The sequence below is a fragment of the Pseudomonas sp. GL-RE-29 genome (assembly GCF_019947275.1).
GTDB classification, from domain to species: Bacteria; Pseudomonadota; Gammaproteobacteria; order Pseudomonadales; family Pseudomonadaceae; genus Aquipseudomonas; species Aquipseudomonas fluorescens_A.
In genome coordinates this window covers 1-25,091 of sequence record NZ_JAGYGD010000012.1, presented here as the reverse complement: position 1 = coordinate 25,091, position 25,091 = coordinate 1, and the positions used below count along the sequence as shown (strand labels likewise).

Annotated in this window: 20 protein-coding genes; 6 read left to right on the top strand and 14 right to left on the bottom strand. The window is 55.8% G+C overall.

From position 1 onward, the window contains the following. The first annotated feature begins 119 nt into the window (after positions 1-119). Positions 120-461: a potassium channel family protein gene (locus KGB21_RS12050; RefSeq protein WP_223505233.1), complete on the top strand. Its 342-nt coding sequence runs from the start codon at positions 120-122 to the stop codon at positions 459-461. A 558-nt stretch (positions 462-1,019) separates the two neighbouring features. Here KGB21_RS12050 and KGB21_RS12045 read toward each other — a convergent pair. Genes KGB21_RS12045 through KGB21_RS12030 form a run of 4 tightly spaced genes read right to left on the bottom strand, consistent with a single transcriptional unit; the run spans position 1,020 to position 6,140 of the window. Beyond that, the gene (locus KGB21_RS12045) at positions 1,020-1,235 is read right to left on the bottom strand and encodes a formate dehydrogenase subunit delta (protein ID WP_223505232.1); all 216 of its coding nucleotides are present in this window, start codon (positions 1,233-1,235) and stop codon (positions 1,020-1,022) included. Beyond that, the gene (gene fdhF, locus KGB21_RS12040) at positions 1,232-4,108 is read right to left on the bottom strand and encodes a formate dehydrogenase subunit alpha (RefSeq protein ID WP_223505231.1); all 2,877 of its coding nucleotides are present in this window, start codon (positions 4,106-4,108) and stop codon (positions 1,232-1,234) included. Before fdhF ends, KGB21_RS12045 begins: the two co-directional genes overlap by 4 nt. Then, positions 4,105-5,664, bottom strand: coding sequence for a formate dehydrogenase beta subunit (locus tag KGB21_RS12035; protein WP_223505230.1), 1,560 nt, complete (start codon positions 5,662-5,664; stop codon positions 4,105-4,107). The genes fdhF and KGB21_RS12035 overlap by 4 nt, the downstream gene beginning before the upstream one ends. Then, positions 5,664-6,140: a formate dehydrogenase subunit gamma gene (locus KGB21_RS12030; protein WP_223505229.1), complete on the bottom strand. Its 477-nt coding sequence runs from the start codon at positions 6,138-6,140 to the stop codon at positions 5,664-5,666. The genes KGB21_RS12035 and KGB21_RS12030 overlap by 1 nt, the downstream gene beginning before the upstream one ends. Before the next feature lie 730 nt (positions 6,141-6,870). On the opposite strand from KGB21_RS12030, the gene KGB21_RS12025 reads away from it, so the two are divergent. Genes KGB21_RS12025 through KGB21_RS12015 form a run of 3 tightly spaced genes read left to right on the top strand, consistent with a single transcriptional unit; the run spans position 6,871 to position 8,715 of the window. Beyond that, positions 6,871-7,359 carry an Hcp family type VI secretion system effector gene (locus KGB21_RS12025; RefSeq protein ID WP_034150864.1) on the top strand — a complete coding sequence of 163 codons (489 nt, stop codon included), beginning with the start codon at positions 6,871-6,873 and terminating at the stop codon, positions 7,357-7,359. 7 nt (positions 7,360-7,366) lie between these two features. Beyond that, the gene (locus tag KGB21_RS12020; protein WP_034150863.1) at positions 7,367-8,344 is read left to right on the top strand and encodes a hypothetical protein; all 978 of its coding nucleotides are present in this window, start codon (positions 7,367-7,369) and stop codon (positions 8,342-8,344) included. Then, complete coding sequence (locus KGB21_RS12015) at positions 8,341-8,715, top strand: hypothetical protein (RefSeq protein WP_223505228.1); 375 nt, start codon at positions 8,341-8,343, stop codon at positions 8,713-8,715. Before KGB21_RS12020 ends, KGB21_RS12015 begins: the two co-directional genes overlap by 4 nt. Before the next feature lie 543 nt (positions 8,716-9,258). Here KGB21_RS12015 and KGB21_RS12010 read toward each other — a convergent pair. The 6 genes from KGB21_RS12010 to KGB21_RS11985 all read right to left on the bottom strand — a co-directional run bounded on the left by KGB21_RS12010 (position 9,259) and on the right by KGB21_RS11985 (position 15,521). Next, the gene (locus KGB21_RS12010; RefSeq protein WP_223505227.1) at positions 9,259-10,203 is read right to left on the bottom strand and encodes a PDR/VanB family oxidoreductase; all 945 of its coding nucleotides are present in this window, start codon (positions 10,201-10,203) and stop codon (positions 9,259-9,261) included. After that, positions 10,200-11,630 (bottom strand): amidohydrolase family protein, encoded by a 1,431-nt coding sequence (locus KGB21_RS12005; protein WP_223505226.1) that lies wholly within the window; start codon positions 11,628-11,630, stop codon positions 10,200-10,202. The genes KGB21_RS12010 and KGB21_RS12005 overlap by 4 nt, the downstream gene beginning before the upstream one ends. 40 nt (positions 11,631-11,670) lie before the next feature. Next, entirely contained in the window at positions 11,671-12,399 is a 729-nt protein-coding gene (locus KGB21_RS12000; RefSeq protein WP_172668708.1) for an ABC transporter permease, read from the bottom strand. Between the two features lie 96 nt (positions 12,400-12,495). Then, positions 12,496-13,338 carry an ABC transporter ATP-binding protein gene (locus tag KGB21_RS11995; protein ID WP_223505225.1) on the bottom strand — a complete coding sequence of 281 codons (843 nt, stop codon included), beginning with the start codon at positions 13,336-13,338 and terminating at the stop codon, positions 12,496-12,498. Between the two features lie 60 nt (positions 13,339-13,398). Next, positions 13,399-14,424 (bottom strand): aromatic ring-hydroxylating oxygenase subunit alpha, encoded by a 1,026-nt coding sequence (locus tag KGB21_RS11990; RefSeq protein WP_016774747.1) that lies wholly within the window; start codon positions 14,422-14,424, stop codon positions 13,399-13,401. Positions 14,425-14,498: 74 nt separating this feature from the next. Then, positions 14,499-15,521 carry an ABC transporter substrate-binding protein gene (locus KGB21_RS11985; protein WP_223505224.1) on the bottom strand — a complete coding sequence of 341 codons (1,023 nt, stop codon included), beginning with the start codon at positions 15,519-15,521 and terminating at the stop codon, positions 14,499-14,501. Between the two features lie 666 nt (positions 15,522-16,187). Here KGB21_RS11985 and KGB21_RS11980 point away from each other — a divergent pair. Both KGB21_RS11980 and KGB21_RS11975 read left to right on the top strand, forming a co-directional pair. Then, complete coding sequence (locus KGB21_RS11980; protein ID WP_223505223.1) at positions 16,188-17,000, top strand: outer membrane protein OmpK; 813 nt, start codon at positions 16,188-16,190, stop codon at positions 16,998-17,000. Positions 17,001-17,182: 182 nt separating this feature from the next. Beyond that, positions 17,183-17,551, top strand: coding sequence for a PH domain-containing protein (locus KGB21_RS11975; protein WP_217871134.1), 369 nt, complete (start codon positions 17,183-17,185; stop codon positions 17,549-17,551). Positions 17,552-17,831: 280 nt separating this feature from the next. Here the strand turns inward: KGB21_RS11975 and KGB21_RS11970 are convergent, their stop codons facing one another. The 4 genes from KGB21_RS11970 to KGB21_RS11955 all read right to left on the bottom strand — a co-directional run bounded on the left by KGB21_RS11970 (position 17,832) and on the right by KGB21_RS11955 (position 24,550). Further along, positions 17,832-18,143, bottom strand: a complete 312-nt coding sequence (locus KGB21_RS11970; protein ID WP_223505222.1) for a DUF3077 domain-containing protein — start codon at positions 18,141-18,143, stop codon at positions 17,832-17,834. A gap of 486 nt (positions 18,144-18,629) precedes the next feature. Continuing rightward, positions 18,630-20,435, bottom strand: coding sequence for a response regulator receiver domain (locus KGB21_RS11965; protein WP_223505221.1), 1,806 nt, complete (start codon positions 20,433-20,435; stop codon positions 18,630-18,632). Beyond that, positions 20,428-23,403 (bottom strand): sensor histidine kinase, encoded by a 2,976-nt coding sequence (locus KGB21_RS11960; RefSeq protein ID WP_223505220.1) that lies wholly within the window; start codon positions 23,401-23,403, stop codon positions 20,428-20,430. Before KGB21_RS11960 ends, KGB21_RS11965 begins: the two co-directional genes overlap by 8 nt. Continuing rightward, positions 23,396-24,550, bottom strand: a complete 1,155-nt coding sequence (locus tag KGB21_RS11955; RefSeq protein ID WP_223505219.1) for a DNA cytosine methyltransferase — start codon at positions 24,548-24,550, stop codon at positions 23,396-23,398. Before KGB21_RS11955 ends, KGB21_RS11960 begins: the two co-directional genes overlap by 8 nt. Positions 24,551-25,091 lie beyond the last annotated feature (541 nt).

Sequence of the window (25,091 nt, the reverse complement as noted above, 5' to 3'; positions counted from 1 at the left end):
TTCACGGCAACTCTCCGTCGGTCGCGAGCTGCGATTGACCAGCGGTTTCCAGCGTTTGTGCCAAGCTAATGGAGTCTTGATACGCCATCAGCTCATCCCATCCTCAGGAAGCCCATGACATGAACATCACTCATGCAGCGCATGTCCGTCGAGAATTCTTCAAAGCAGTCGGTTTCTACTTGCGAGTTGTCTGGCCGATCTTCTCCGTATTGGTTTTCCTGATCGTGCTGTTCGGCTTCATCATCGGCTATCTGGAAGGCTGGAAGCCCATGGACGGCATCTATTTCGGCTTCGTGACCGGTTTGACCATTGGTTATGGAGAGCTGGTGCCCAAACTCGGCGTCTCGCGGGTTCTGGCGTTAATGCTAGGGTTCAACGGCGTGCTGATGACCGCGATATTTGCCGCGGTCAGCGTTCGGGCGATTGAAGTGGCGGTGCTAGCGACGGGCCAAGAAGAGTAAGGATATTTTCGAGCGACCAAAAAACCGGTGGCGAGGGAGCTTGCTCCCGCTGGACTGCGCAGCAGTCCCCTTTTTGGGGCCGCTTCGCGACCCAGCGGGAGCAAGCTCCCTCGCCACAAATTGGCCCACCAAAAATAACGCGGTGCCCAACCTGTAGGAGCCGGCTTGCTGGCGATTGCGGACATACAGTCGACACAGACGTCGCCTGACAAACGTGCTGATGACCGCGATATTTGCCGCGGTCAGCGTTCGGGCGATTGAAGTGGCGGTGCGAGCGACGGGCCAAGAAGAGTAAGGATATTTTCGAGCGATCAAAAAACCTGTGGCGAGGGAGCTTGCTCCCGCTGGACTGCGCAGCAGTCCCCTTTTTTGGGGCCGCTTCGCGACCCGGCGGGAGCAAGCTCCCTCGCCACAATCTGGCGCAAAAAAATAATGCCATGCGCAACCTGTAGGAGCCGGCTTGCTGGCGATTGCGGACATACAGTTGACACAGACGCCGCCTGACAAACCGCCATCGCCAGCAAGCCGGCTCCTACGTAATTTGCGTTTTTTCAGTCACTACCAACCCGCGCCACTCACCGCCGCCTGCACCAGCGGATGCAAATCCGCGCCCTTATGCTCCGTCTGCCAGGCCAACAACTCCTTGCGCATGCTCGGCGCCCAAAACATCTGCAGGTGATTGCGCACGCTGAGCACCGCCTGTTCCTGGTCCGGTTGACTGGCAAAATACTGGGCGATCTGGTTGGCCATCTTGATCAGATTGTCCGTACTCATTTGCGCACCTCGGCTTTCTCGGGGTGTCGACGTTCCTTCAGCAGGCGATGTTGTTCATCACTGAATTCCTGAAAGCGCTTCTGCCACTCCGAAGGGTGATACACGCGGCTGATCTCCACGGCCGTGACCTTGTACTCCGGACAGTTAGTAGCCCAGTCGGAGTTGTCGGTGGTGATGACATTGGCCCCCGACTCAGGAAAGTGGAACGTGGTGTAAACCACACCCGGCGCAACCCGTTCGGTAATCCGCGCCCGCAACACCGTCTGCCCAGCCCGGCTGCCGATACCCACCCAATCACCTTCATTGATGCCACGGCTCTCAGCGTCAGTCGGATGGATTTCCAGCCGGTCCTCATCATGCCAGGCAACGTTCTCGGTACGTCGCGTCTGCGCACCAACGTTGTACTGACTAAGAATGCGCCCGGTAGTCAGCAACAGCGGATAACGGCTGTTGACCTTCTCCTCCGTCGGCACATACCCGGTGAGCATGAACCGCCCCTTACCACGCACGAATTCCTCAATGTGCATGGTCGGCGTGCCGTCTGGTGCCGCCGCGTTGCACGGCCATTGAAGGCTGCCGTGGCGATCCAGTTCGGCGTAACTGACGTTGGTGAAAGTCGGCGTCAGGCTGGCGATTTCATCCATGATTTCTGATGGGTGCTGGTAATGCATCGGGTAGCCCAGCGCGTTGGCCAAAGCCACCGTGCCTTCCCAGTCAGCCTTGCCACCCAGCGGCTCCATCACCTTGCGCACCCGCGAGATCCGCCGCTCGGCATTAGTAAAAGTCCCGTCCTTCTCCAGAAACGCACTGCCCGGCAAAAACACATGGGCAAACTTGGCGGTTTCGTTGAGGAAAATATCCTGCACCACCACGCACTCCATGGCCGACAGCGCCGCGGTGACGTGCTGGGTATTCGGATCGCTCTGGGCAATGTCCTCACCCTGGCAATATAAACCCTTGAAGCTGCCGCCCAGCGCCGCCTCGAACATATTGGGAATGCGCAAACCCGGTTCAGGTTGCAGGGTGACGTTCCACGCCTGTTCAAACTGAGTCCGCACGACTTCGTTGGAGATGTGCCGGTAACCGGGCAACTCATGAGGGAACGAGCCCATGTCGCAGGAGCCCTGCACGTTGTTCTGCCCCCGCAACGGGTTCACGCCCACGCCTTCACGGCCGATGTTGCCGGTGGCCATGGCCAGGTTGGCAATGCCCATCACCGCCGTGCTGCCCTGGCTGTGCTCGGTGACACCGAGCCCGTAATAAATCGCCGCATTACCGCCAGTGGCATACAACCGCGCAGCGGCACGGATGTCCGCAGCGGGCACACCGCAGATCGCGCCGAGCACTTCCGGCGAGTTCTCCGGCTGGCTGACCAACTCGCTCCAACGGGCAAAATCAATGCCCTCGCAACGTGCATCAATAAAGGACTGATTGAGCAAACCTTCAGTGACAATCACATGCGCCAAAGCGTTAAGCATGGCGACGTTAGTCCCCGGCCGCAGGGCCAGGTGATATTCAGCGCGGGCGTGCACCGAGTCCACCAGATCAATGCGTCGCGGATCGATCACAATCAGCCGCGCACCTTCCCGCAGACGGCGTTTGAGCTGGGAGGCAAACACCGGGTGCGCATCGCTAGGGTTAGCGCCCATCACCAGAATCACGTCAGCCTGCATCACAGAATCAAAACTCTGAGTACCGGCAGATTCGCCCAACGTCTGCTTCAAACCATAGCCCGTCGGCGAGTGACAAACCCGCGCACAGGTGTCGACGTTGTTGTTGCCGAACGCCGCGCGCACAAGTTTCTGCACCAGATAGGTTTCTTCATTGGTGCAACGGCTGGAAGTGATCCCACCGATGGAGTCGCGGCCGTATTTCTGCTGCAGTCGGCGGAATTCACTGGCGGCATAGGTCACCGCCTCATCCCAGCTGACTTCCTGCCACGGGTCGTTGATGTGCTGGCGGATCATCGGTTTGGTAATGCGATCCGGGTGGGTGGCGTAACCCCAGGCAAAGCGCCCCTTCACGCAGGAATGGCCATGGTTCGCCTGACCGTTCTTGTCCGGAACCATGCGCACCAACTGGTCGCCTTTCATCTCGGCGCGGAACGAACATCCCACGCCGCAATAGGCACACGTAGTGATCACGCTGCGCTCCGGCTGACCCAACTCAACCACGCTTTTTTCCATCAGGGTCGCAGTAGGGCAGGCCTGCACACAGGCGCCGCAGGACACGCATTCCGAGTCGAGGAAGTTATCCCCACCGGCCGCCGCCACTCGGGATTCAAAACCGCGTCCGGTAATGGTCAGGGCAAAAGTGCCCTGGGTTTCTTCACAGGCGCGCACGCAGCGGTTGCAGACGATGCACTTGCTTGGGTCGTAGTCGAAATAGGGGTTGGAAGTGTCCTTCACATCGGCCAGATGGTTGTCGCCTTCATAGCCGTAACGCACCTCCCGCAGGCCAACCTGACCGGCCACGGTTTGCAGTTCGCAGTTGCCGTTGGCCGAGCAGGTCAGGCAGTCCAGCGGGTGATCGGAAATGTACAACTCCATGACATTGCGGCGCAGGGTCGCGAGCTTCGGCGTCTGGGTGTGCACGCTCATGCCTTCGCTGACCGGCGTGGTGCAGGACGCCGGATAACCACGCATGCCGTCGATCTCCACCAGGCACATGCGGCAGGAGCCGAAGGCTTCCAGGCTGTCGGTGGCGCAGAGTTTGGGAATGGTGGTGCCCAGCAACGCGGCGGCGCGCATCACCGAGGTGCCTTCGGGCACGCTGATGCTGCGGCCGTCGATATTAAGGGTGACTTGTACCTGGCTGTCGCGGTGCGGAGTGCCCAAGTCGATATCGGTTTTCGGGTCGAAGAGAGTAATCATTGCTCGGCCTCCGAGGCTTGCAGACCGAAGTCGGCAGGGAAGTACTTGAGGGCGCTGACCACCGGGAACGGGGCCATGCCGCCCAGCGCGCACAGCGAACCGTATTGCATCGTGTCGCACAGGTCCTTGAGGATGATCGCCTGCTCATCGCGACCGCCCTGGTTCGGCGCGGCCAGCATCCGGTCGATCACCTCCACGCCGCGAGTCGAACCAATGCGGCACGGCGTGCACTTGCCACAGGACTCCTCGGCGCAGAACTGCAAGGCGAAGCGCGCCATGTGGGCCATGTCCAGCGTGTCGTCCGCCACCACCACACCACCGTGACCGAGCATTGCGCCGATGCCGGCGAAGGCTTCGTAATCCAGCGGCGTGTCGAATTGCGATGGCGGCACCCATGCACCGAGCGGGCCGCCCACCTGCGCAGCCTTCAGCGGTCGGCCACTGGCGGTTCCGCCACCGTAATCTTGCACCAGCTCCCGCAAGGTCAGGCCGAAGGCTCGTTCCACGAGTCCGCCGTGACGAATGTTGCCCGCCAACTGGAAAGGCATGGTGCCCAGAGAACGGCCCATACCGTAGTCACGATAGAACTGCGCACCCTTGGCCAGAATCAGCGGCACCGAGGCCAGGGTCAGCACGTTGTGCACAAGAGTCGGCTGGCCGAACAATCCCTTCAACGCAGGAATCGGCGGCTTGGCGCGAACGATGCCGCGCTTGCCTTGGAGGGAATCCAGCAGCGCGGTTTCTTCACCGCAGATGTAAGCGCCGGCACCGACGCGTACTTCCATGTCGAAAGCCTGACCACTGCCGCCGACATTGGCGCCGAGGTAACCGGCGGTTCGGGCGATGTTTAGCGCTGCGCGCAGTGTCGCCACAGCATCCGGATACTCCGAACGCACATAGATGTAGCCGTAGGTGGCGCCGACGGTGATGCCCGCGATCGCCATGCCTTCGATCAACAGGAAGGGGTCGCCCTCCATCAGCATGCGATCGGCAAAAGTGCCGGAGTCGCCTTCGTCGGCGTTGCACACGATGTACTTTTGCGCCGCTTCGGTCGCGCGCACGGTGCGCCATTTGATTCCGGCAGGGAAGGCCGCGCCGCCACGGCCACGCAGGCCTGAGTCGAACACCGCCGTCGCAGTTTGCTCGCCGCCAATGCTGACGGCCCTCGTCAAACCTTCGAAACCGCCATGGGCCCGGTAATCGTCCAGCGACAGCGGTCGAGTGATACCGGCGCGGGCGAACAGCAGGCGTTGTTGAGTCTTCAGATACGGCAACTCTTCCACCAGACCCAAGGCCAGGGGATGAGCGGATGGATCGCCTTTCAGCGCCTCAAGCACAGACGGCACATCAGCAGCCGTCAGCGGACCAAAGCCGATACGACCTTGCGGGCTGTCCACTTCCAGCAACGGCTCCAGCCAATACAACCCCCGCGAACTGGTGCGCTGCAATTCCAGTGGCAGATTGCGTTCGTGGGCCTGAGTGATCAGCGCCGTCGCTACCTCATCCGCCCCCACGGCGCGGGACAGCGAATCACAAGGCAGAAAGAGAGTCGGCATCACGCGTCCTCCCGGCAAGCATCAAGCAACGCATCCAACCGCTCGGCACTGAGCCGCGCATGCACCCGACCATCCAGCTCCAGCGCCGGCGAACAGGCGCAGGCACCCAGGCAATACACCGGTCGCAAACTGATGCTGCCATCGGCGCTGCTGCCGTGGTCGTCCAGTTGCAGACGCTCGCGCAACTGCGCAGCGAGATCCTCGGCACCACGACTCTTGCACGACTCAGCCCGGCACAGCCGCAGGATATGCCGCGCAGGTGGCGCAGTACGGAAGTCATGGTAAAAACTGATCACCCCACGAATCTCGGCCTGACTCTGATTGAGGGCGTGGGCAATCTCGGGGACGGCGGCATCGGGGATGTAACCGATGCGCTCCTGAATATCATGAAGAATGGGCAACAGCGCACCCGCAGAGCCCTTGTGGCGCTCCAGCAGACTGTTGACCACAGGCAGGTGCAACATCTCATCAGGCATTCAGCAATCCTCACGGTCACGGACAAACCAGATGGTTGTCGGTCGTCCGAAAGTGTCGGCTGCGGCACTCGTACCACGTCACGGCATCGTGGATTTTCAGGCCGTTGGCCAGGGCACCCTTGGCGGGCATCTTGTTGTGCCCGGCACGGTCTTCGCCGCACCTCTACTGGGCATAAAGGGCAGCTTGCCACGCCGCTATTGATCGACCTGCACCAAAGCGACGTGTTCGGTTCTGCCTACGACTATCCATTAAGTCTAGATGAGGGAGGCGGGGGCGTTCACTCACTGGCCTAATGCCCGGTGGGCTTGTCGATGATTGATGTATAGCAATCATTAAAGGTGAGAAGAAGCATCAGAACCGTGGGCAATTCTACGGAGCAGATGCACTGATCCACTCCACCGCAACCCGAACGCCTTCCCCTCTGACTCAAACACAAAAAAAACCGAAAACCGCGAAGCCAATCCCAAATTCCAGCCACCCCACAATTCCCCCCGTGGGAGCCAGCCTGCTGGCGATAGCGCCAGCCCTACCACCATCAACGCTGAAGATGCACCCAAAACTCACTCCAATGCCTGCTGCGTGGAAACGTCCTACATCCGACGGCCAAAACAGAATCGGAAGCATCTGATTCTGTTTTTTGGCGATGGCTGAATGAGCCATCGCTGATCCCGAATGGCGTAGATTTTCTACTCCCTTAAATAGAACCAGCCACTGCCAAGGAGCCGTCTCATGGCGTTCGACGCTTTTATCAAAATCGAAGGTATTCCAGGCGAAGCGCTGGACGAAAAATACCGTAACTGGATCGAAGTGAGTGGCTACAGCTTTAGCACCTATCAAAGCACCTCAGCCACCGCCAGCTCTGCCGGTGGCGCTACCGCCGGCCGGACAACCCTGAGCCATTTCACTTTTACCAAATCGCTGGACAAATCGAGCTGCAAACTGATGGAAGCCAGTTGCGCCGGTGAGCACCTGAAAGAAGTCACCCTGGTGCTGAGCCGGGCGGGTACCGACAAGCTCAAGTACTACGAGATTGTGCTAGAGGAAGTCATCATCGCCGACTACACGCAAAATGCCGCAGCCGGCATTCCCGTTGAAATCGTGCAATTGAATTACGGCCGCATTAAAACCGTGTACACCCAGCAAAAACGCAGCGATGGTGCAGGCGGCGGCAACATAGCGGGTGGCTGGGATCGCATTAGCAATAAAAGATATTCGTGAGGTGTAGATGACAGAGCCTCTAGCGTTTATCAACTCCCGAACCCAGTCTTTCGAATCCCTCAAGGCCGAACTGCGACTGACCGGCATTGCAAGAAGCAAGTTTGATGCACTCAACAGCCATATCGCCAACACTGTGGTCTTGGCGGGTGAAGTGGTGATCATTGGCGATGTCACGACCTCATCCAGTACTCATCAAGAGGCGTACTTGATGAGCAAAGCCAGGGACATCCACATAGCCCTGCTGACTAATCAGGTCGACGCCGACGACTTCTTTCTCGACAACTTCGAACTGCTGCAGGAGGTTCTCGACTACGGCGCTATCGGCGCCGGGGCCGTCAGTGATGGGTGGAGCAAATACATGGTCGCGATCAAGGCCACGCTAGAGGAGATCGAACACGCCCATGAAAACTATCTGCGCAGCGGATCTATTGCCGCCAGAGACAAGTTCTACAGCGAGCGCGCCAGATTATTCATCAAGCTGGAAAAACAACTGGGCAATATTGCCTCTTACGGCTCGGGATTGCGTTCCCAAGGTTCGATCAAACGAATGTTGGGAATTTCGACCAAAAGCTACATGAGTACCGGCGAGATTACCGGTTATGCGCAGAAGGTCAGTGGCGTGGCCAGGGCGGCGAAGCTGATCAAGCGAGGAGTCTACATCGGTACTGCCCTGAGTGTTGCCTCTGCCGGGCTGAAGATCAAGCAGGCATGTGCGTTTGGACGGGAGGATGAGTGTACGACGGCGAAGTATGTTGAGGGTTCTTCTTTGGCGGTAAGCCTTGTTGGTGGAGCCGTTGGAGGAAGCCTTGGGGGGCACGCAACCACTTTTGCGTGCGTATTAGTGTTGGGTATCGCAAGTAGCGGGCCTGGTGCATTCGCGTGCGGCGTAGTTGGCGGCGCATTGGGTGGGATCGAAGGAGGGAAGATAGGCGAAATGGCAGGTGAATATATTGGTGAATATCTCTATGGAAAAATAGAGCAATGAATACCGATCACATCGGTTTGATATTTTTAATAATACTGAGTCCGCTTTTACTTGTGGCGGTATGGTTGATTTATGTTGTGCAAGCTCACACCGAAAAAGCGGAGGCGTTGTTGTGTAATAGTCATTTTGTAAGAGTTAACAAAGCCGCATTTTCTAATATGGGGGTTGTTGGAAGATTTATGCGCAGTGGGGTTCTCACTATGGTTTTGATTATGCCGGGGATTTCCGTGAAACGAGGTATAGTCAATGATGCTGAAGTCGAAAAATTTCCGAAAGTTTTAAAAAGAATGCTAGTTATCTCGTGGGGGTTGTTTTGGCTGTTAAGTCTTGTTTTTGTTATATTTGGGGCGTTTGTAAAGTATATTAAATGAATTGGGTGGGTGGAGGATATATGCTGGCTGAGAATGGCTGGGGATGAAAATACCTATCGTTATCAATTTCTGTCGTATCGTATGCAAGATGGTCGGATATAATAATTTATGAGTCATTGCCCTAATGAGTGATATTGCTTTGGCAGGTGTCGCAATATTCATGATTTTTTTCCTCTCTGGTGGTCTCTTGCTGGATATATGTGTTCTCTTATTTATTTACGGAGTTAATAGAAGGCTACTTAGATAGGAGTAAGTTTGTAGCAAGTAATCGTAAGGCTTTGTCTGGTTTGGGGTTGCTAGGTAAAGCGGTCAGAAATGGTTCGATAGCATTGATGTTTTTGTTTCCTGGGCTCTGTGAGAGACGTGGCCTAATAGAGAAGGGTGAGCTCCTAAATTTGCCGGTGCATCTGAAGTGGAAGTTGTTCGTGCCATGGATTATTGGTGTGTTCTTGTTTTTCGCAATGTTTATTTTTTGGCTTTTGGTCGTTTGATTTTATTATTGTTGATGCTGCATTCATTTCACAGGCTCCATGCCTGCCGGTTTCAGGCATCCAGCACCAACCGTTGGCCGCGACACCCGGACACACAGGCCGCAATCCATTCCCCGCTCTGGCGCTGAGCGTCACTCAGGCATTCATCCCGGTGCTCCGGTTCGCCTTCAAGCACCCGGCACACGCAAGCGCCGCACATGCCCATGCCGCAGGAAAATTCCAGATTGACCCCGGCCCGCGAAGCTGCCTGGATCAGGCTTTCCCCGGCTTGCACTTGCACCTCACAGCCACTGCGTCGCAGCTCCAGTGAAAAGCTCTGCGCCTCAGGGTTCGCGGGCTGCTGGGCCTGGAAGTGCTCGCGATACAGGGCTGAGGCCGGCCAGTTCGCCTTGAGCGCCGCCTGTTCGACGGTGTCCATGAAGCCGGTGGGGCCGCAGCAATACAAACCGGCTGCGCTTTGCCACGCGGGAAATTGCCTGGCCAACAGCTCGGCGATTTGCCCGGCGCGCAAGCCGCCGTACCACTGGACGTCGGCGCCCAGGCGCTGGATGAAAGGCGCCTGGCGTGTCTCCCGGGTGAAGTACAGCAAGCGCACGGGGCGGCCTTCGGCCAGGCATTGGCGATACATCGGCAGCAACGGCGTAATACCGATGCCCGCTGCCACCAGCGTCACCGGCCCGTTGCCCGGTTGCAGGGCAAACAGATTGCGTGGCGCACTGACTTCAATCTGCGCACCCAGGCGCAGTTGCTCGTGCAGCCAGCGCGAGCCACCCCGGGAGGCCGGTTCGCGCTTGATCCCCAGGTACAGGTGACCATCTTCGGGCAGGCTCAGCAGCGAGTACTGGCGTACCGCGCCGTTGCCCAGGCGCAGGTCGACGTGGGCGCCGGCGGCCCAGCTAAAGGGCAGGGGCGCGGCGTCGACGGGGGCCAGTTCGATACCCAGCACATCGTCGGCTTCCAGGCGCAGGCTGCGCACGTGCAGGGCAGACCAGCTCATGCGCGGACTCCTGCGGCCTGCTGCAAGCGGCGCACCGCGTCCCGGGCCTGAGCGCCGAGTTCCGCCAGGTCGAGGTCGGGCAACTGGTCGTTGTCCACGGTCAACCGCCCGCCCACCAGCAGTGCACGCAACGTCGGGCGCCCACCTCCCACCACCGGACCGATCGCCGGGTCGTGCAGGCCGAAGTAGCGCGGCTGGTCGAGGCGGTAGATCGCCAGGTCGGCCGCCATGCCCACCTGCAGGCTGCCCACGTCGTCCAGCCCCAGCACCTTTGCCCCGCCGGCGGTACCCCAGCGCACCACGTCTTCCACCGTGGCCGCGTGGGCACCGCCTTCCTCGTCACCGCCGGCATAACGCGGCCGGGTCCGTTCGCCGGCCTTGGCCCGCTGCATCAGCCAGGCGGCGTGGGTTTCGCTGATCATGTCGCAGGCCTCGTTGGAGGCGGCGCCGTCTACGCCGATCGACACCTGCATCCCGGCGGCTTCCATGGCCACCACATCGGCGATGCCGCTGCCCAGGCGGCCATTGCTTTGCGGGCAATGGGCGATGCCCGTGCCGCTGGCCCCGAGCATCTGGATTTCCTCGGTGTCGAGTTTCACCAGATGGGCGAACCACACGTCTGGCCCCAGCCACTCCTGCTCGGCACAGAACGCCACTGGTGACATGCCATGGCGTTGCTGCACCTCGTTTTGGTATTCGACGGTTTCGCTCAGATGGCTGTGCAGGCGAATGCCCAATCGCCGGGCGACCCGGGCGGTTTCCCGCAGGTGCTCCGCCGGCATGGAGTAGGGAGGGCTGGTGGGCGCCATCACCACCCGTCGCCAGGCATCGGCAGCCGGGTCGTGGTAACGCCGCACCAAGCGCTCAACGTCATTCAGGTACTGCTCCAGAGTCTCCGGCCCGGCCACCGCGTTGCCTTCGGCTTGCCGCGCCTGCGTGGCGCCGCCACGGCACAGGACAAATCGCAGCCCCAGCCGTTCGGCTTCCTCGAACAGCACCTCGGCGCTGTCGAAGGCCATGCCCGGCAAATACAGGTAATGGTGGTCGGCGACGGTGGCGCAGCCGGAGCGGGCCAACTCGACCAGGCCAATGCGTGCGGCCAGACGAAAGCTCTGCTCGTCAAACAGGCCGCGATAGCGATAAGGCACGGCCCCCAGCCAGGCCCCCAGGCTCTGGTCGATACCTGCGGGAATGCCCTTGAGCAGCGACTGGAACAAGTGATGGTGGGTATTGACCCACGCCGGGTAGACCACGCAATCGGTGGCATCCAGCACGCGCTCCCCGGGCTGGAGTTGCAGGGCGCCGATGGCGGCGATGCGCCCGTCGACGATGCGAATATCGGGCCCGGCATGGCGCGCCGCCGCGCCGGACAACCCGGTGAGAATGGCGCTGGCATTGCGCACCAGCCAGCTGTTTTGAAACGTCATGTGAGGCTCCATACGCCGCGCCTGCGGCGGACTCAAAGGGTTAGCCGATTTCGCTTTCGTGCCAGTTGCGCAGGCTCAACCGGGCCAGCACGGCCATCAGGCTGAACAATGCGACACCGGTCAGGGCGATCAACAGCAGGGCGGCGAACAGCCTTGGAATATTCAGTTGGAAACCGGCCTGGAGAATCTGGTACGCCAGCCCGGCGCCGGTGCCCCCGGTGCCCGCGACGAACTCCGCCACCACCGCGCCGATCAAAGCCAGCCCGCTGGCAATGCGCAGCCCGGCAAAAAAACACGGCAGGGCGCTGGGAATGCGCAGGCGCAGCAGTACCTGCCAGCGGCTGGCGCGGTTCAGGCGGAACAGATTGAGCAAGCCGGGGTTGACGCTGCGCAGGCCGAGTACGGTGTTGGCGATGATCGGGAAAATCGCCACCAGGGTCGCGCATATCACCAACGCCAGCGTGGTGTTGCTGCACCAGATGATGATCAGCGGCGCCACCGCCACCACCGGCGTAACCTGCAACAGGATGGCGTAGGGAAACAGGCTGGCTTCCAGCACCCGGCTCTGCACGAAAACAAATGCCGCCAACGTGCCGATCAGCACCGCCAAGGCAAACGAGAAGAAGGTGATCTTCAAGGTCATCCATAACGCACCGAGCAACATCGGGCCATCGCTGATCAGGGTGCGGCCGATGTCGGCCGGGGAGGGCACCAAATACACCGGCACCTGCCAGGCCACGCAGGCCAGTTGCCACAGGCTCAGCAACACGGCGCCGAGCAGCAGCGGCGAGACGATGCGCAACACCGTGGGGTGACGCAACCAGGGAGTAAAGGATGGGCTCATGATTGGGCTCTCAAAGTGAAATCAGCAAGGGTCGCCATTGGCCTGGGCCAGCAGTCGGGACAGGCGTGCGCACTGCTCGATAAAGGCCGGGGAGGTGCGGTAGGCCTCGTCCCGCTCCAGGGGGCCGTCGATCTCGATGTCGGCGATCACCCGGCCCGGGCGCGCGCCCATCACCACCACCCGCGACGACAGGTACACCGCCTCGAAGATGCTGTGGGTGACGAACACCACGGTCAGGTCGCGGCTGGCCCACAGCTGGCGCAGGTCACTGTCGAGCTTGTTGCGGGTGAACTCGTCGAGGGCGCCGAAGGGCTCATCCATCAGTAGCAGATTGGGCTCGGTGGCCAGGGCCCGGGCGATGGATGCGCGCATTTGCATGCCGCCGGACAGCTCCCGCGGGTACACCTGGCTGAAGCGGTCCAGGCCGACCAGGGCCAGGGCCGCGTCGACCTTGGGCTGGCTCTGGGCCTTGGGCACACCGGCCAGGTCCAGGGGCAGGCGCACGTTATCGCTGACCCGTGCCCAGGGCATCAGTGTCGCCTCCTGGAACACCATGGCCAGGCTTTGACCCTGCGTCGGGCTGGCCGGGCTGTCCTTGCCCCACCAGCGCACATGGCCGGCGGAAGGTTGTTCGAGGCCGGCGAACATCTTCAGCAGGGTGCTTTTGCCGCAGCCCGAAGGGCCGAGCAACGACACGAACTCGCCGCGCTGGATTGCCATCTTCACCCGGCTCAAGGCCTGGGTGCCATTGCTGTAGGTTTTTTCCACCTGGTTGGCGAACAGCGGCGTTTGCACACCCACGCTGTCGGTGTCGGGCAATGCCTGTGGCCGGGCGTCGGCTGGAGTTATGGTTTGCATCAACATAGCGCTCTCCCCTGGGGTCATGAGCGACCGGATAAGCCCCGGCGCACCGGGGCGCTGAACTCAGTGGCTGAGGAACACTTCGCTTTCGCCGTGGGCTTCGAGCAGGCCCAGCAGCTGCCGACGAATCACCAGGCCGGGCTTGTCCGACGGCATGTGCAGTTCCACCCGGCGCCGGGTGTCGACACAGGCGTCGTAATCGGTGGCCTCAAGGATGTCGCGGTCTTCGGCGGTGATCGCCGCGTCCCAGTCGATCAGCTCCTGGGTCGAACATTGTTCCTCGCTGTCGTTGCGATACAGCCACTGCACCAGCATCAGGCGCCCGTCTTCCATGGGCGTCGCGCAGTTGTAGATGATGTGGTGGATGCCGCTGTCCGGGTACATGCAGCCGAAGCGCCGGGAGAAAGGCAGGTAATAACGGTTGATCAGGTGGCGCTGGGTGATCGGCTCGCGGGTGCCGGTGATCCGATAGCTTTCCTCGGGGTTGCGGATCGGCACCCGGGTTTCGGCCTCGAAGCCGTAGTCGGTTTCGCGGAACTCGTAGCCGGCCGGCGCCGGCTGGTCGAACAGGCCGAAGTTGGCCTTGTGGACGAAGGAAAAGTGGGAGTTGTCGAAGGAGTTTTCCATGACCCGCAGCGGGCTGGTTTTCCACTCTTCATAAAACTGGAAGATGCGCCGGTAGCCCGGGGCGCCGTCTTCGGGAAACTCAGGGATAGGCTGCAGCGGATCGTCGAGGGCGACCCAGGCGTAGCCGTATTTTTCCTGGCAGTGAAAGGCCTGGACCGAGGCGCCCGGCGGGATCATGCCCGCGGGGTTTTGCGGGATCTTCACGCAGGTGCCGGTGCAGTCGTATTCCCAGCCGTGATAGCCGCAAGCGATGTTGCCGTCCTCGCTGACAAAGCCTTTGGACAGTTTGGCAGTGCGGTGGCAGCAACGGTCGCGCATCGCCACCGGGGTGCCGTCGGGGCGCTTCCACAGCACCAGCGCCTCACCCAGCAGCGTGAAGGGCTGCGGGCCAGCGTCCAGCGCGGTCATGGGCAGCAGGGCATACCAGAAACGGCGCAGTACAGGTTGTTTGGTGACCAACATAAAAAGTGTCCTCACGGTATTCATTCAGCCGGCTCTTGGGCCCGGGCTTTGGGTTCAGCGTTGGGGCAATCGGCTTAGCGGCTGGCGGCCTGCTCGGCGGTAGGCAGCACCTTCAAATCCTGGACGAAGCGCGTGGTATAGGCCTTCTGCCAAGGCGCATCGGCCCCGAGAAGGCCGGCCTCGACCATGAAATTGCGGGTGGCCTGCCAGCGCGCATCGCTCATCACGCCGATGCCCTGGGTGGCGGCATCACCACCGGTGACCAGGCGGTATTGCTTGAGGGTCGACAAACCCCAGGCGAGCAGTTCATCGCTCATGTTCGGGTTGTCGGCCTTGATCAGGTGGTTGGCGCTCGGGTTGTCCAGGTAGCGCTTCCAGCCCTCCATCGAGGCGCGGACAAAACGCTGGACCCGGTCAGGGTGCTGATCAATCACGTCCTGGCGGGTGGCCAGAGTCGAGCCGTAGGGCGGGTAGCCGGCGTCGGCAAACAGGAAAAAGTTGGCTTTCTCACCGGTCTTCAGCGCCTGGAACAACTCGGAACTGGCATAGGCCTGCTGCGTGGTGTTGGCGTCTGCGAGGAAAGGTTGCAGGTTGAAGGTGTAGGGCCGGGCCTGGCTGTCCTTGAGTTGGTACTTGCCCTTGAGCCACGGCCACCAGGTTTGCTGGCCCGAGGTGGACACCAGCACCTGCTTGTTCTGCAGGGCGTCCAGGCCACTGACATCACTATGGGTCAACAAGCCTTGGGGGTCGCCCTGAAACGGCGCGGCCACCGCCACCACCGGCAGGCCTTGCTCCACGCTCTTGAGGATCTGCAAGTCGTAGTTGACGATGAAGTCGGCCTGCTTGTTGACCAGCAACTGCATACCATTGACCTGCGGCCCACCCATGCGAATGGTCACGTCCAGGCCTTCTTTCTCGTACAAGCCATCGGCCAGGGCCTGATAGAAACCACCCTGTTCGGCCTGGGCATACCAGGAAGTGAGCAGCACCACCTTGTCATTGGCCAGGGCCAGCGGAGACGCTATTAGGACAGCGGGCACGACGGCCATGGCCAGTAGCGAGCGAAGCGGTTGACCCAAGGCAAAGCGAATTTTCATGATGTGTTCTCCACAACGATTCGAAAACCGCCGCGCGCCAATCGGCACGCCAGCGAGGGACCGACTGGAGAGAACGTGGGAAGAGAGAGGGCGCCAAGGCGTATTCACGCGGCTGACAATTCTCTCTTGCCCGGGGCGTTGGCGCCGCGTTCAAGCATCCAATCGGACGTACGCCCATAGGGAAGGGCGCAAGAGCAATGCCCGGTGCCATGGCTGGCACTGACCGCTTCTACTCGAGGGGAGCTAAAGCCAGAAGTGTGCCAAGTTGTTGCTGCCGCGCCGTCAGGGGATTCGGCGTGTCAGGCGCTTGGGGAGCAGTGGGGAGATGAATCGCGATGGTGCGAGTTTTTTGGGCGGGCCTCAAATTGGTGCGCAGCGCATTCGCCGATTGAGTGTGCAGTTTCAGGCGTGGATTGTGCTGAATAGGGCCTGTTGATTGTATTCGATCAGTTGGCACAACCCGTGCTAAGTCCCGTATCGAGTAGAAGCGGTCAGCACTGAGCGACTCCAACAGGACGCAACGTGCAGGGCATTGCTCTGGCGGCATTACGCCGCGTACCCGGCAAGGGGCGCCCCTCGTTACGTTGAGGGCCAGAACAGTGGCAAACCCGCAGCTCGGGCATGCCTTGCCGGTGATATCCGCCAATCACCTGACAAGGGCAGCCCATGAAAACGTCTACATTACTTGCACCTCTTTTGCGCCGCAGCCTGCTGCCGCTGTTCGCCCTGGCCAGCGCCAGCGTCGAAGCCGGCCCGATGTTGTGGAACGACAACAGCCTGAGCTACCTCTACGGCCAGCACTTCAAAGTCGACGGCACCGGCGACGACACCCAGCAAACGGTGAGCTTCGAGCACGCCAGCGGCTGGACCTGGGGTGACGTCTTCATGTTCGTCGACAACAAATGGTCCAACGGCCTCTCGGGTGACGACGGCTATTCCTACTATGGTGAATTCTCTCCACGCCTGTCCCTGGGCAAAATCAGCGACCGGTCCCTGAGCTACGGCATCGTCAAGGACGTGCTCATCGCCGCCACCTACGAACGCGGCAAAGACCGCAACCGCAAATATCTGCTCGGCCCCGCTGTAGACCTTGCCATGCCGGGCTTCGACCGCTTCTCCCTGAACACCTACTACCGCAAACCCGACGGCATCACCGGCAAGGCCTCCGGCCAATGGCAGATCAACCCCACCTGGTCCATGACCCTCCCGGTGGGCCGCTCCGACATCCTCTTCGACGGCTACCTGGAGTGGTACGTCAACGACGTCGGCACCAAAGGCACCTCCAACTACGTGGCCAAGAGCTTGCACTTCAACCCGCAGATCAAATACGACGTGGGCAAGGCGCTGGGGCAACGGCAGAAGCAGTTTTATGCGGGGATCGAGTGGGATTACTGGTCGAATAAATACGGGATTGAAGACACTTCAGGATTTGAAACAGACCAGAACGCGCTGAGTCTCTTGCTGAAGGTGCATTTCTGACGGGAAAGCGTGACGGGTAGGGCGTTTGACCGGGGCGCGTGGTGCCCCGGTTTTACCCTGTCACAATTTTCGTCGATGTTTTCTGTAGGGCTTGTGCGAGATTTCCCTGTCTTGATTCACCCCGATGCCCAGGTACGTCACGATCAGCCTGGAACTCACCGCCAGAAAACAGGGAAAAGCAGATGATTGATTTCAACAACAAAGGCTTCTTCAAACTCAAGCAAAACGAAGAATACGCAGAACGCGTCAGTGCGCTGCTGCTGGACGGCGAGCAAGTGATCGACGCTTACAAATCCATGCGCGACGGCGTCGTGTTCACCAACAAACGCATCATCGCCGTCAACGTCCAGGGCCTCACCGGCAGCAAAAAAGACTTCACCTCACTGCCCTACAAAAACATCGTCGCCTACTCCGTAGAAACCTCCGGCACCTTCGACCTGGATTCGGAACTGGAGATCTACTTCTCGTCCCTGGGCAAGGTGAAATTCGAATTCACCGGCAGGACGTCCATGGTAGAAATCTCAAAACTGATCTCCCAACACCTGCTCTGACCCGCTCTAATCGAAACCCCGAAACCCAGGGCTGACGCGCACTCCCTGCTGATGCGCATCCCCCTGTGGGAGCTAGCCCTGCTGGCGATAGCGCCAGCCCAACCGCCCTCAATGCTGAGATGCACCGCAAACCCGCTCACACACCAGGGCCAACCGATGCCTGCCACTCACCACAACCCCTGTGGGAGCGGGCTTGCCCGCGATAGCGCCAGCCCAGCCAACCCAAATGCTGAACCAGCTACCACCATCGCAAACAACCCACACCCCACCGGCCCAAACACTAAGCCTTAGCTTTCTCTCCCGCCTTCTTGGATACCGGCATACAAACCCGATCCCGAGTCAGCACCTTCACCGCATCATCCACCAACGCCTTACTCATCGAAGTCAAATAATGCGCCGCCCAAGCGTGTCGGTCGGTGTCTCTGGCATAAGCAGCATCCTCAGTGAGCGTTTTAGCAAGGAACAGGAAATCGGAAGCCATAGACAACGCATCACCGAGAGGAACGCCGCGAGTGACGTGGAACAGCGCTTGATCTGCGCAGTAGATCGCGGGCGTCAGACCGATGGTTTTGAGTTCATTTTGTTCAGTCATTGGCCACCTCCGAGGATGGAGAGGCAATGGGGGAGGGGGTTACGCGATTGGGAATGGCGTAGAGGGGAAAGCCAAATTTCAAACGGATTGATACTGCGCATTATCCAACTCCTTGATATGAGGAGCTGCCACGTTCGTTTCCACACGAATGGGTGACAGCTGTGCGCAGGGTGGAAAACCGGGAATCAAGGAAACCGGCACGCCCGAAGACGTCCCACGCACAGCCGCCATAACTCACGCCGCAGGCATAAAAAAAGCGCCGGCAGACGTGATGGGGGCGCTGTTGCGCCTTGAATTACACGGGTTTCCACACCCGGTCGCTGAATTGGCAGCGACGGTGGGGAGGATATAGCGGATGCCGTATTGCTGCAACCTACAAAAAAATATTTAGGGATCGAGAGTTGTATGATTTGTTAGAAGCTATTTAATCTCGTTGGAATATTCTTCCTATTAATTGGTTGCCTAGAAGGTAGAGAAAGTATCTATTCAAGTGTGAGAAATAAAATCGAGGCCAACTCTGGATAAGTGACTTCCTAGGCGTTGAAGAAGATGAAGTGCATATTCGTAACGAAGTTGCGCAACAACTTCAGCAGTGCTTTCAGCGAAGTGAAGCTGTGAATTCTTCGCAACACTACTGGCCACTTGAAATCTCGTGGATGTTGCCTCGAAAACTCCTTGGTTCCCTGCGTAGAACTGTTGCCACCTTAAGGTCGGCAAAGCGGATTGATCGCCTGAAGCAGAGAACGAAAACGCTTGAGGGGCAGCATCATCAATACTAAGAAATAGATGATGGCCGCGCGCAGCGTTTGAAAGTGCACTTCTATGATCCGGAAGTAATTCGATGTGTGCAGCCTTAAATGGCTTCCAGTCGCCTATCTCTCTATTGGAGCCTTTGCCAATATTTCTTCCCGGTTCCAAGTCGCAGGCCGGTGTTAAGCATACCCATAACTCTCCATCTATTCTGAGAACATGCCCAGTAAATAAGTGGTGTCCCTCCACTCTCTTGCTGCATACGTTGTGATTGACATAGAGAGCCATTAGAGGAGACTTTGAATATGCAGAGTTATGAAAGCGCGGTGCTTTCACGTTTTCCTCAAAAAGATAAGTGCATACCTTCTCTGCGAAGCTCAAAACCTCCGGCTCTACGCGTCCACCCAGACTGTCCCAATGTTTAGTAACACTTTTGGCGACATTTGTGCGACGAGCTTGAGCGTCAATGTCAAATAGCCCCTCGAGCCAAGCAGCCTGGAGGTAAGGGTTTTGAAGTATTTCCTTTTCAACCATAACCCCCCTCTTGCTAATCTCTGAGCGCATCTTTGTTACGATAAGTCTGTGAGGGGAAGGGTCCCAGCTAGTTAGTGCAGCTCTCAATCTGTGGGTGAAGTGCTCGGGTGAAACTTCCGACTTCTTAATTATAGTCAGGAATAAACTATCAACCCTGAGCCAGTTGATGTCATTTATTCCATCCGCCTCAGCATTTTCATTGAGTAACACACTGCCATAATCTACTGGCGACATGCTGTCTTTGAACTCGGAATGTCTAAGACTCAAAAAAAGTCTTAGCATGTTTTGTTGGTTGTAATCGATAGTCTTTGTTGCGAGTAGAGAGTAAAAGCCAGAAAGCTCTTCTATCTTCGAGGTTTCAGAAAAAGAGATTTCGTCAAAATGTGTGGCTTTTATAAAGGCAAGAGCATCCAAGCTGTCCATAAGTTGCTGGACAATCACGTCTCCCTCGTCGACCCATTGCTGATAAATACCTTCGACTCTTTTGTCGTTGAATTCCGTCATGAAGGCCGCAACGCGATCTTGGTAGCAAAGGCTAAGTCCGATTTCCCGCAAGGTCGCTGATACTTCGTTGTTCGTATAAATTATTACTAAATTGAAGTGATCATTTTTTGCTAGGCGTTTTAACAGGCTGACAGCAAGGTCGCCGCCGTGTTGTTCACCCCTTAGGTGATAGTCCAGTACGAGAAGATCAGTGTGATCAAAGTGGGTTGCACTTTCTTTTTCGTCACTCAGCGTAATGTTTTTTCCGTCATGTATATCTACAATCCATGGGAAGGGCTTGCGAGTACGGCAGAATTTTATTATATCTTGGGCTCGATCTGCGTGTTTTTTGTTGGCGGCATCTTTTGAGTTTGATAAGAATTCATCCAATGTCGGAAATTCGTCATCCACAACAACAGCAGTCCGAATCGGAGATATAAATACCTCCTCGATGAGGTCGATGTACTGTTTTCCTTGGTTGTTGGGAAGGATCATAGCTGCGGCGTCTTCCATTGACTCAATCATATTTCGCACCCTTGAAATCAATCAAAAAATTGGCGCCTGATAGAAGTGGTGAACTTCCTTCAGAATAAACTATTGAATGCCCGCTAGCGGCAAGATTGGCCTTGCATAAATACAGTCCGACTCCTCGGCCCCCCCGGACTTTTCTTGTGAAAAATAACTGAAATAGACGATTGATATCATCACTTCTTACACCAGGGCCATTATCCGATATCGCGACCTTGCCATTTACTATTTGCAAAATGATATGCTTTTCTGCGAATTCAGATTGCTCAACCCAATAAATACTATTGTTAATCAGGTTTATAAAGACAGGCATAATTCTTGCTGGCTGGTCGTGAATCGAAAATCGCAAAAACTGTTCCGTTGCTGAAAGCGAGAGGTTCTGGCTGTCAAGCTTTGCTTTAAAGAAACGGAGGACATAATCGTAAATTGTCTGCCCTGTAATCTTGGCCCTAGTCTTCGGGCCTGATAGTTTTAGTGGAGACAGAAACCTTAATCTATCAATCAGCGCTTCATGGCTCTCTCTAACTTCTATGTAAGCGTTACTTTCCTGTACCGCTTGAGGAAATAACTTTAAGTTGGTTGATACTGACTGTTCTAGTGATTCGATTTCATGGCCGATTATTTCTACAGTAATTCCTAGTTGGGCAAGCGCATGCAGCCGGTCAACTTCTTCACGTAATCCCTCCGCCAAGTCATCGCTATGTGTTACTAAGCTAGCTAGGTCGATATTTTCACTTAGGCTATTAAGGGCGGTTACATATGATTCAAATAAGCTAGAGTTTTCGGCATCTTGAATATCACGCTCCTCATCTAAAAGCCGCGATGCTTCAGAGAGAGAAATTGTTCCGCTATCTAATTGGTCCAGCAAGGGCATGGTTTTAGCGTGATAAACCTTGTTTCGTTCATCTTGAAGACTTTGCAGTCGTTGCTGCTCAGTTGCGATGATTGATTTGCCTTCTGTAACCCAGCCTCTAATACGCCGATGGATAAAAGATGCATTGGAGTTCAATTCAGAATATGCGATATCTCTTGGTGATTTTGGTTTGATTGTGTCTAATGCAAAAGAAATTTTCTGCTCTAGAAAATCTACCATTTCCTTTGCGATTTTTGCTTTGGTTCTATAGTTGATGTGTTTTTCTTCTAGTAACCCCAGGTTTCTAGGGGCCGCTGGCAGCACTAATTCTTTTAGTCCGGTTTTTAATGAGCTTAACTTGCCTTTGTAACGAACTATAATTTCCTCGTCCTTTAGAGTGTCGTTAGTCACCTCTTCGGAAAGCACTTCGATAGCCGATAGCATGTTTATCAGTAATGGCTCGTTAGTGTTTAATCTTGAATTAAAAACTTTTCTTTTTTGTGCGCGCTGCTTATTCCGTCCCTCTTCAAGTTTTCTTTGCTCAAATTGCTCCACTCGTTCACTAATGGTAATTTTTCTTAGGTCGGATGCGGTGCCGAAGTGTGAGCGCGCCAATGTCTTAAGGATGTTAATTACAAGGTCTCTGAATACTTTGGCAGCTTTGTTGTCAATGATGCCTTCGCGCCCAGCTTTGTCACGTAAGTTAGGGTTGTCGAATTTGTCTAGTGCTACGCGTCCGAATAATCTTCGGAGCGACCAAAATTCCCGCCCGGCATGCAAAGTTCGACGTTTCTCAATTTGGAAAAAATCAGTACCCTCTCGGCCATAGGGCATAACTCTTAGGCCATTTCTGTAGACTAAGAATCCTGCGTAATTATCTGACTTTGCCTCAAAACTCCGATAGCTTTCTTCGCTGTGAGAAGTTGAGTCCAATTTTTGCTCGTAAGTGCCTAGCCTTAAGTTAAAGGGGCCAACTAACGAATCTTTTCGCGATGGAATATCTATTGCAGGTTGAATAACGATTTCGTCTTCCAGCCACTCACCAAACGCCTTTACTTTACCGCGGAATATGCCAGCGGGGTCGACGTTTCCATCAACTACGTGTTCGAGTTCATGCAGCCATGCCAAATCGAATGGTGGCTGATCATCAACTATTGTTCTGAGGCGAGTGCGATCCCGCGCCGTGGCTTTGGTACTAAAATCGACGACACCTTCCCCCCTAAGTATTTCCTTCTCATTTAGAAAAGGGTCTGAAATATTAGAAAGTGTCTGGAATAACTGATCACGTGCCTGGATGATAGTCGAGTCTTTTCCATGTCCTCCACTGTCATATTTTGGAAGTTGTGCCAAAAGGTCAGATTGCACATCGGAAATTACTAGTATCGTTCCATGCTCAGATTCACCTCGCCAGAGAGGCCACTCACTAAAATGCCATTCTTCAAATAATGTTCCGACGACGGTGTCTTGAATGGCCTGATGAGTAGAATGTTTTTTTCCATTAGATGTTTCGAGTGCTGTGAACTGCTCCCAAGCAAGCAATATTCTTTTATTTCGCTCATTATCATCAGCTATTGGGTTGACGTTCTCAATAAGCTTTTCAAACATTTCAGGGAGGGATAAGAAAAGCTCATCTTTTTTGTCAAACTCAATTACTGGAACTTCTATATCCATTAAAAATAAATATGGATTTTCGAAAATTCTCCAATCTATAAGTGATGCGACAAATCGATCGTTTTTTCTTTTTGAAACAATTAAAAGCAAGGATCCAAGATTTGCAGAAGACAGGCGGCCGATACCCTTCTGGCCTTGTTTCACCCTGGGTTGAAGCCCGCACATATCTTCTTTGGACGAAGTGATATTGTCAGTTTTCGATTCTGTGCCTACAACTAACCATTTATTTTTGAATTCGGTGCAGTTCATCCCATGCCCATTATCAACAATGGTAGCAACCGGGTACTCGCCATCGTAGACATGCATTCCTACTGTGCGAGAGTAGGCGTCATAAGAGTTTTTCCATAGTTCAGATATCGCTGTAGGGCAATCAGCAATCTGCTCGCGACCAAGATGGTCGATGGTTCTTGCGCGAGTTTGAAATGCAATCGAGCTAATCATGATATTTAATATCCGTATATGATAGCAGTGCCGATGTAATGGTATTTAGTAATGCTTCACCTAGCTGGATCGGAACTGCATTTCCAACTTGGGCCCCCCCGGCCATTAATCCTCCATGGAAAACGTAATTGTCAGGGAAGGTCTGGAACCTAGCAGCTTGTCTGAGCGTGATTCCATGGTGCTCAGTAGGATGTACAAATCGTCCTTTTGAAGGATTTACACAAGCTGTCGTCATAGTGGGCGCAGGTTCGGAGGGGTTGATGCGCCCATAAACATCGGTATGGCCGTTATGCTTGTCGTGGCAAGGTAGTACTCTGCCTGAATCTTTGCGGCTGCCACCATTTAACGGTGTATTTCGAAAAACCTCTACCAGTGAAGCAGAGTGATTCATGTGAATATTGTTAACGTCATCAACAGCTACTGGTTTCTTAAAAATATCGCCTGAAGATTTCCATTTTAGTAGCTTTGGATTTGAAATTCTGGACTTCTCATCGCCATGAGTAGGTTCTGGAGGCCAATTTAGATCTGAATCAATATCGTTCCGAACTCCAAGAATAAAAACTCTTTTTCGTCTCTGAGGAACTCCGAAATCCCTAGCATCAACTACCGCAGGGGGAAACATATGGTAACCTGCTGCCTCGCCCATCAAATAAAGTTGCTTCAGAAAGAAATCGTGTCGCTTCCAAAGAATGCCTGGAACATTTTCCATCAGGAATATTTTTGGTTTTAATGCGCTAACGTACTCAAAATAACGCAAGACCAATGAATTTCTTGGGTCATCTACGCCCGAGTCGTTAATACGATGAACGGAAAAGCCTTGGCATGGCGGTCCACCAAGCAAAATATCGCACTCTTCACCTTCTGAAAAATGCTTTGCGACCAAATCATGAGGTTCGAGTTCTAAAATATTAGCTTCATACAGGTGCGGGGTAGAGTTATGGACTAAGTTTTCACGATACGTTCTACACGCATGCTTATTAAGCTCTACGGCAGCAATAATCTTAATTCCGCATCGCTGTGCTGCCAAAGAAAACCCACCAGCCCCAGCGAACAAGTCTACACAAGTCAAAGCCTTAGTTTGACTCGCCGCTCGATCATTACCACTAATTGCAAAGCTATCAAGTTTGTCTAATGTCAACTTGCCCATACTATTGAATTAACACTCAGATTCTATAATTTTAAAATTTATTGGCCAACTAAAGTTTTTTTGTGGAGGCTGGCTATTTTTGTCGGTGACATTTGACATGTTACTCATCTTTATGCTGGTCGAAAAAAACCGTAGCGTTGGTCCTTTCTTTCCCTGGATATCTGAGAAGAAACCATTTATGTCGGTGCTATGCATGGGGTGGGTTACCTCACAAAAAAAGTGATGCCGCCTCAAGGATTTTGATCCTAAGCTCATGCTGGCTTTTCAACAGTATCTTCATTGCTGACTGCCGTAAATATAGTGCCTCAGATAGGCGATGCCATACACCGCGTTTGCATCATCCGGCCTGATGGTTCTGCGTGGCCGCGACGCGTGCGCAGTGACCTGATTGTTGTCAAATTCTTCTCCCGGTATCACGAAAGAGGGGGCGGTATCACTAGTGCACAAGGCATGGCGGCTAGCGGTGGGGTGCGTTCCAATCTCATTGAATGTCTTTCAGATAGCCCTTAAGCGCAACGAGCGGAGCATCAAGCCCCTCCAT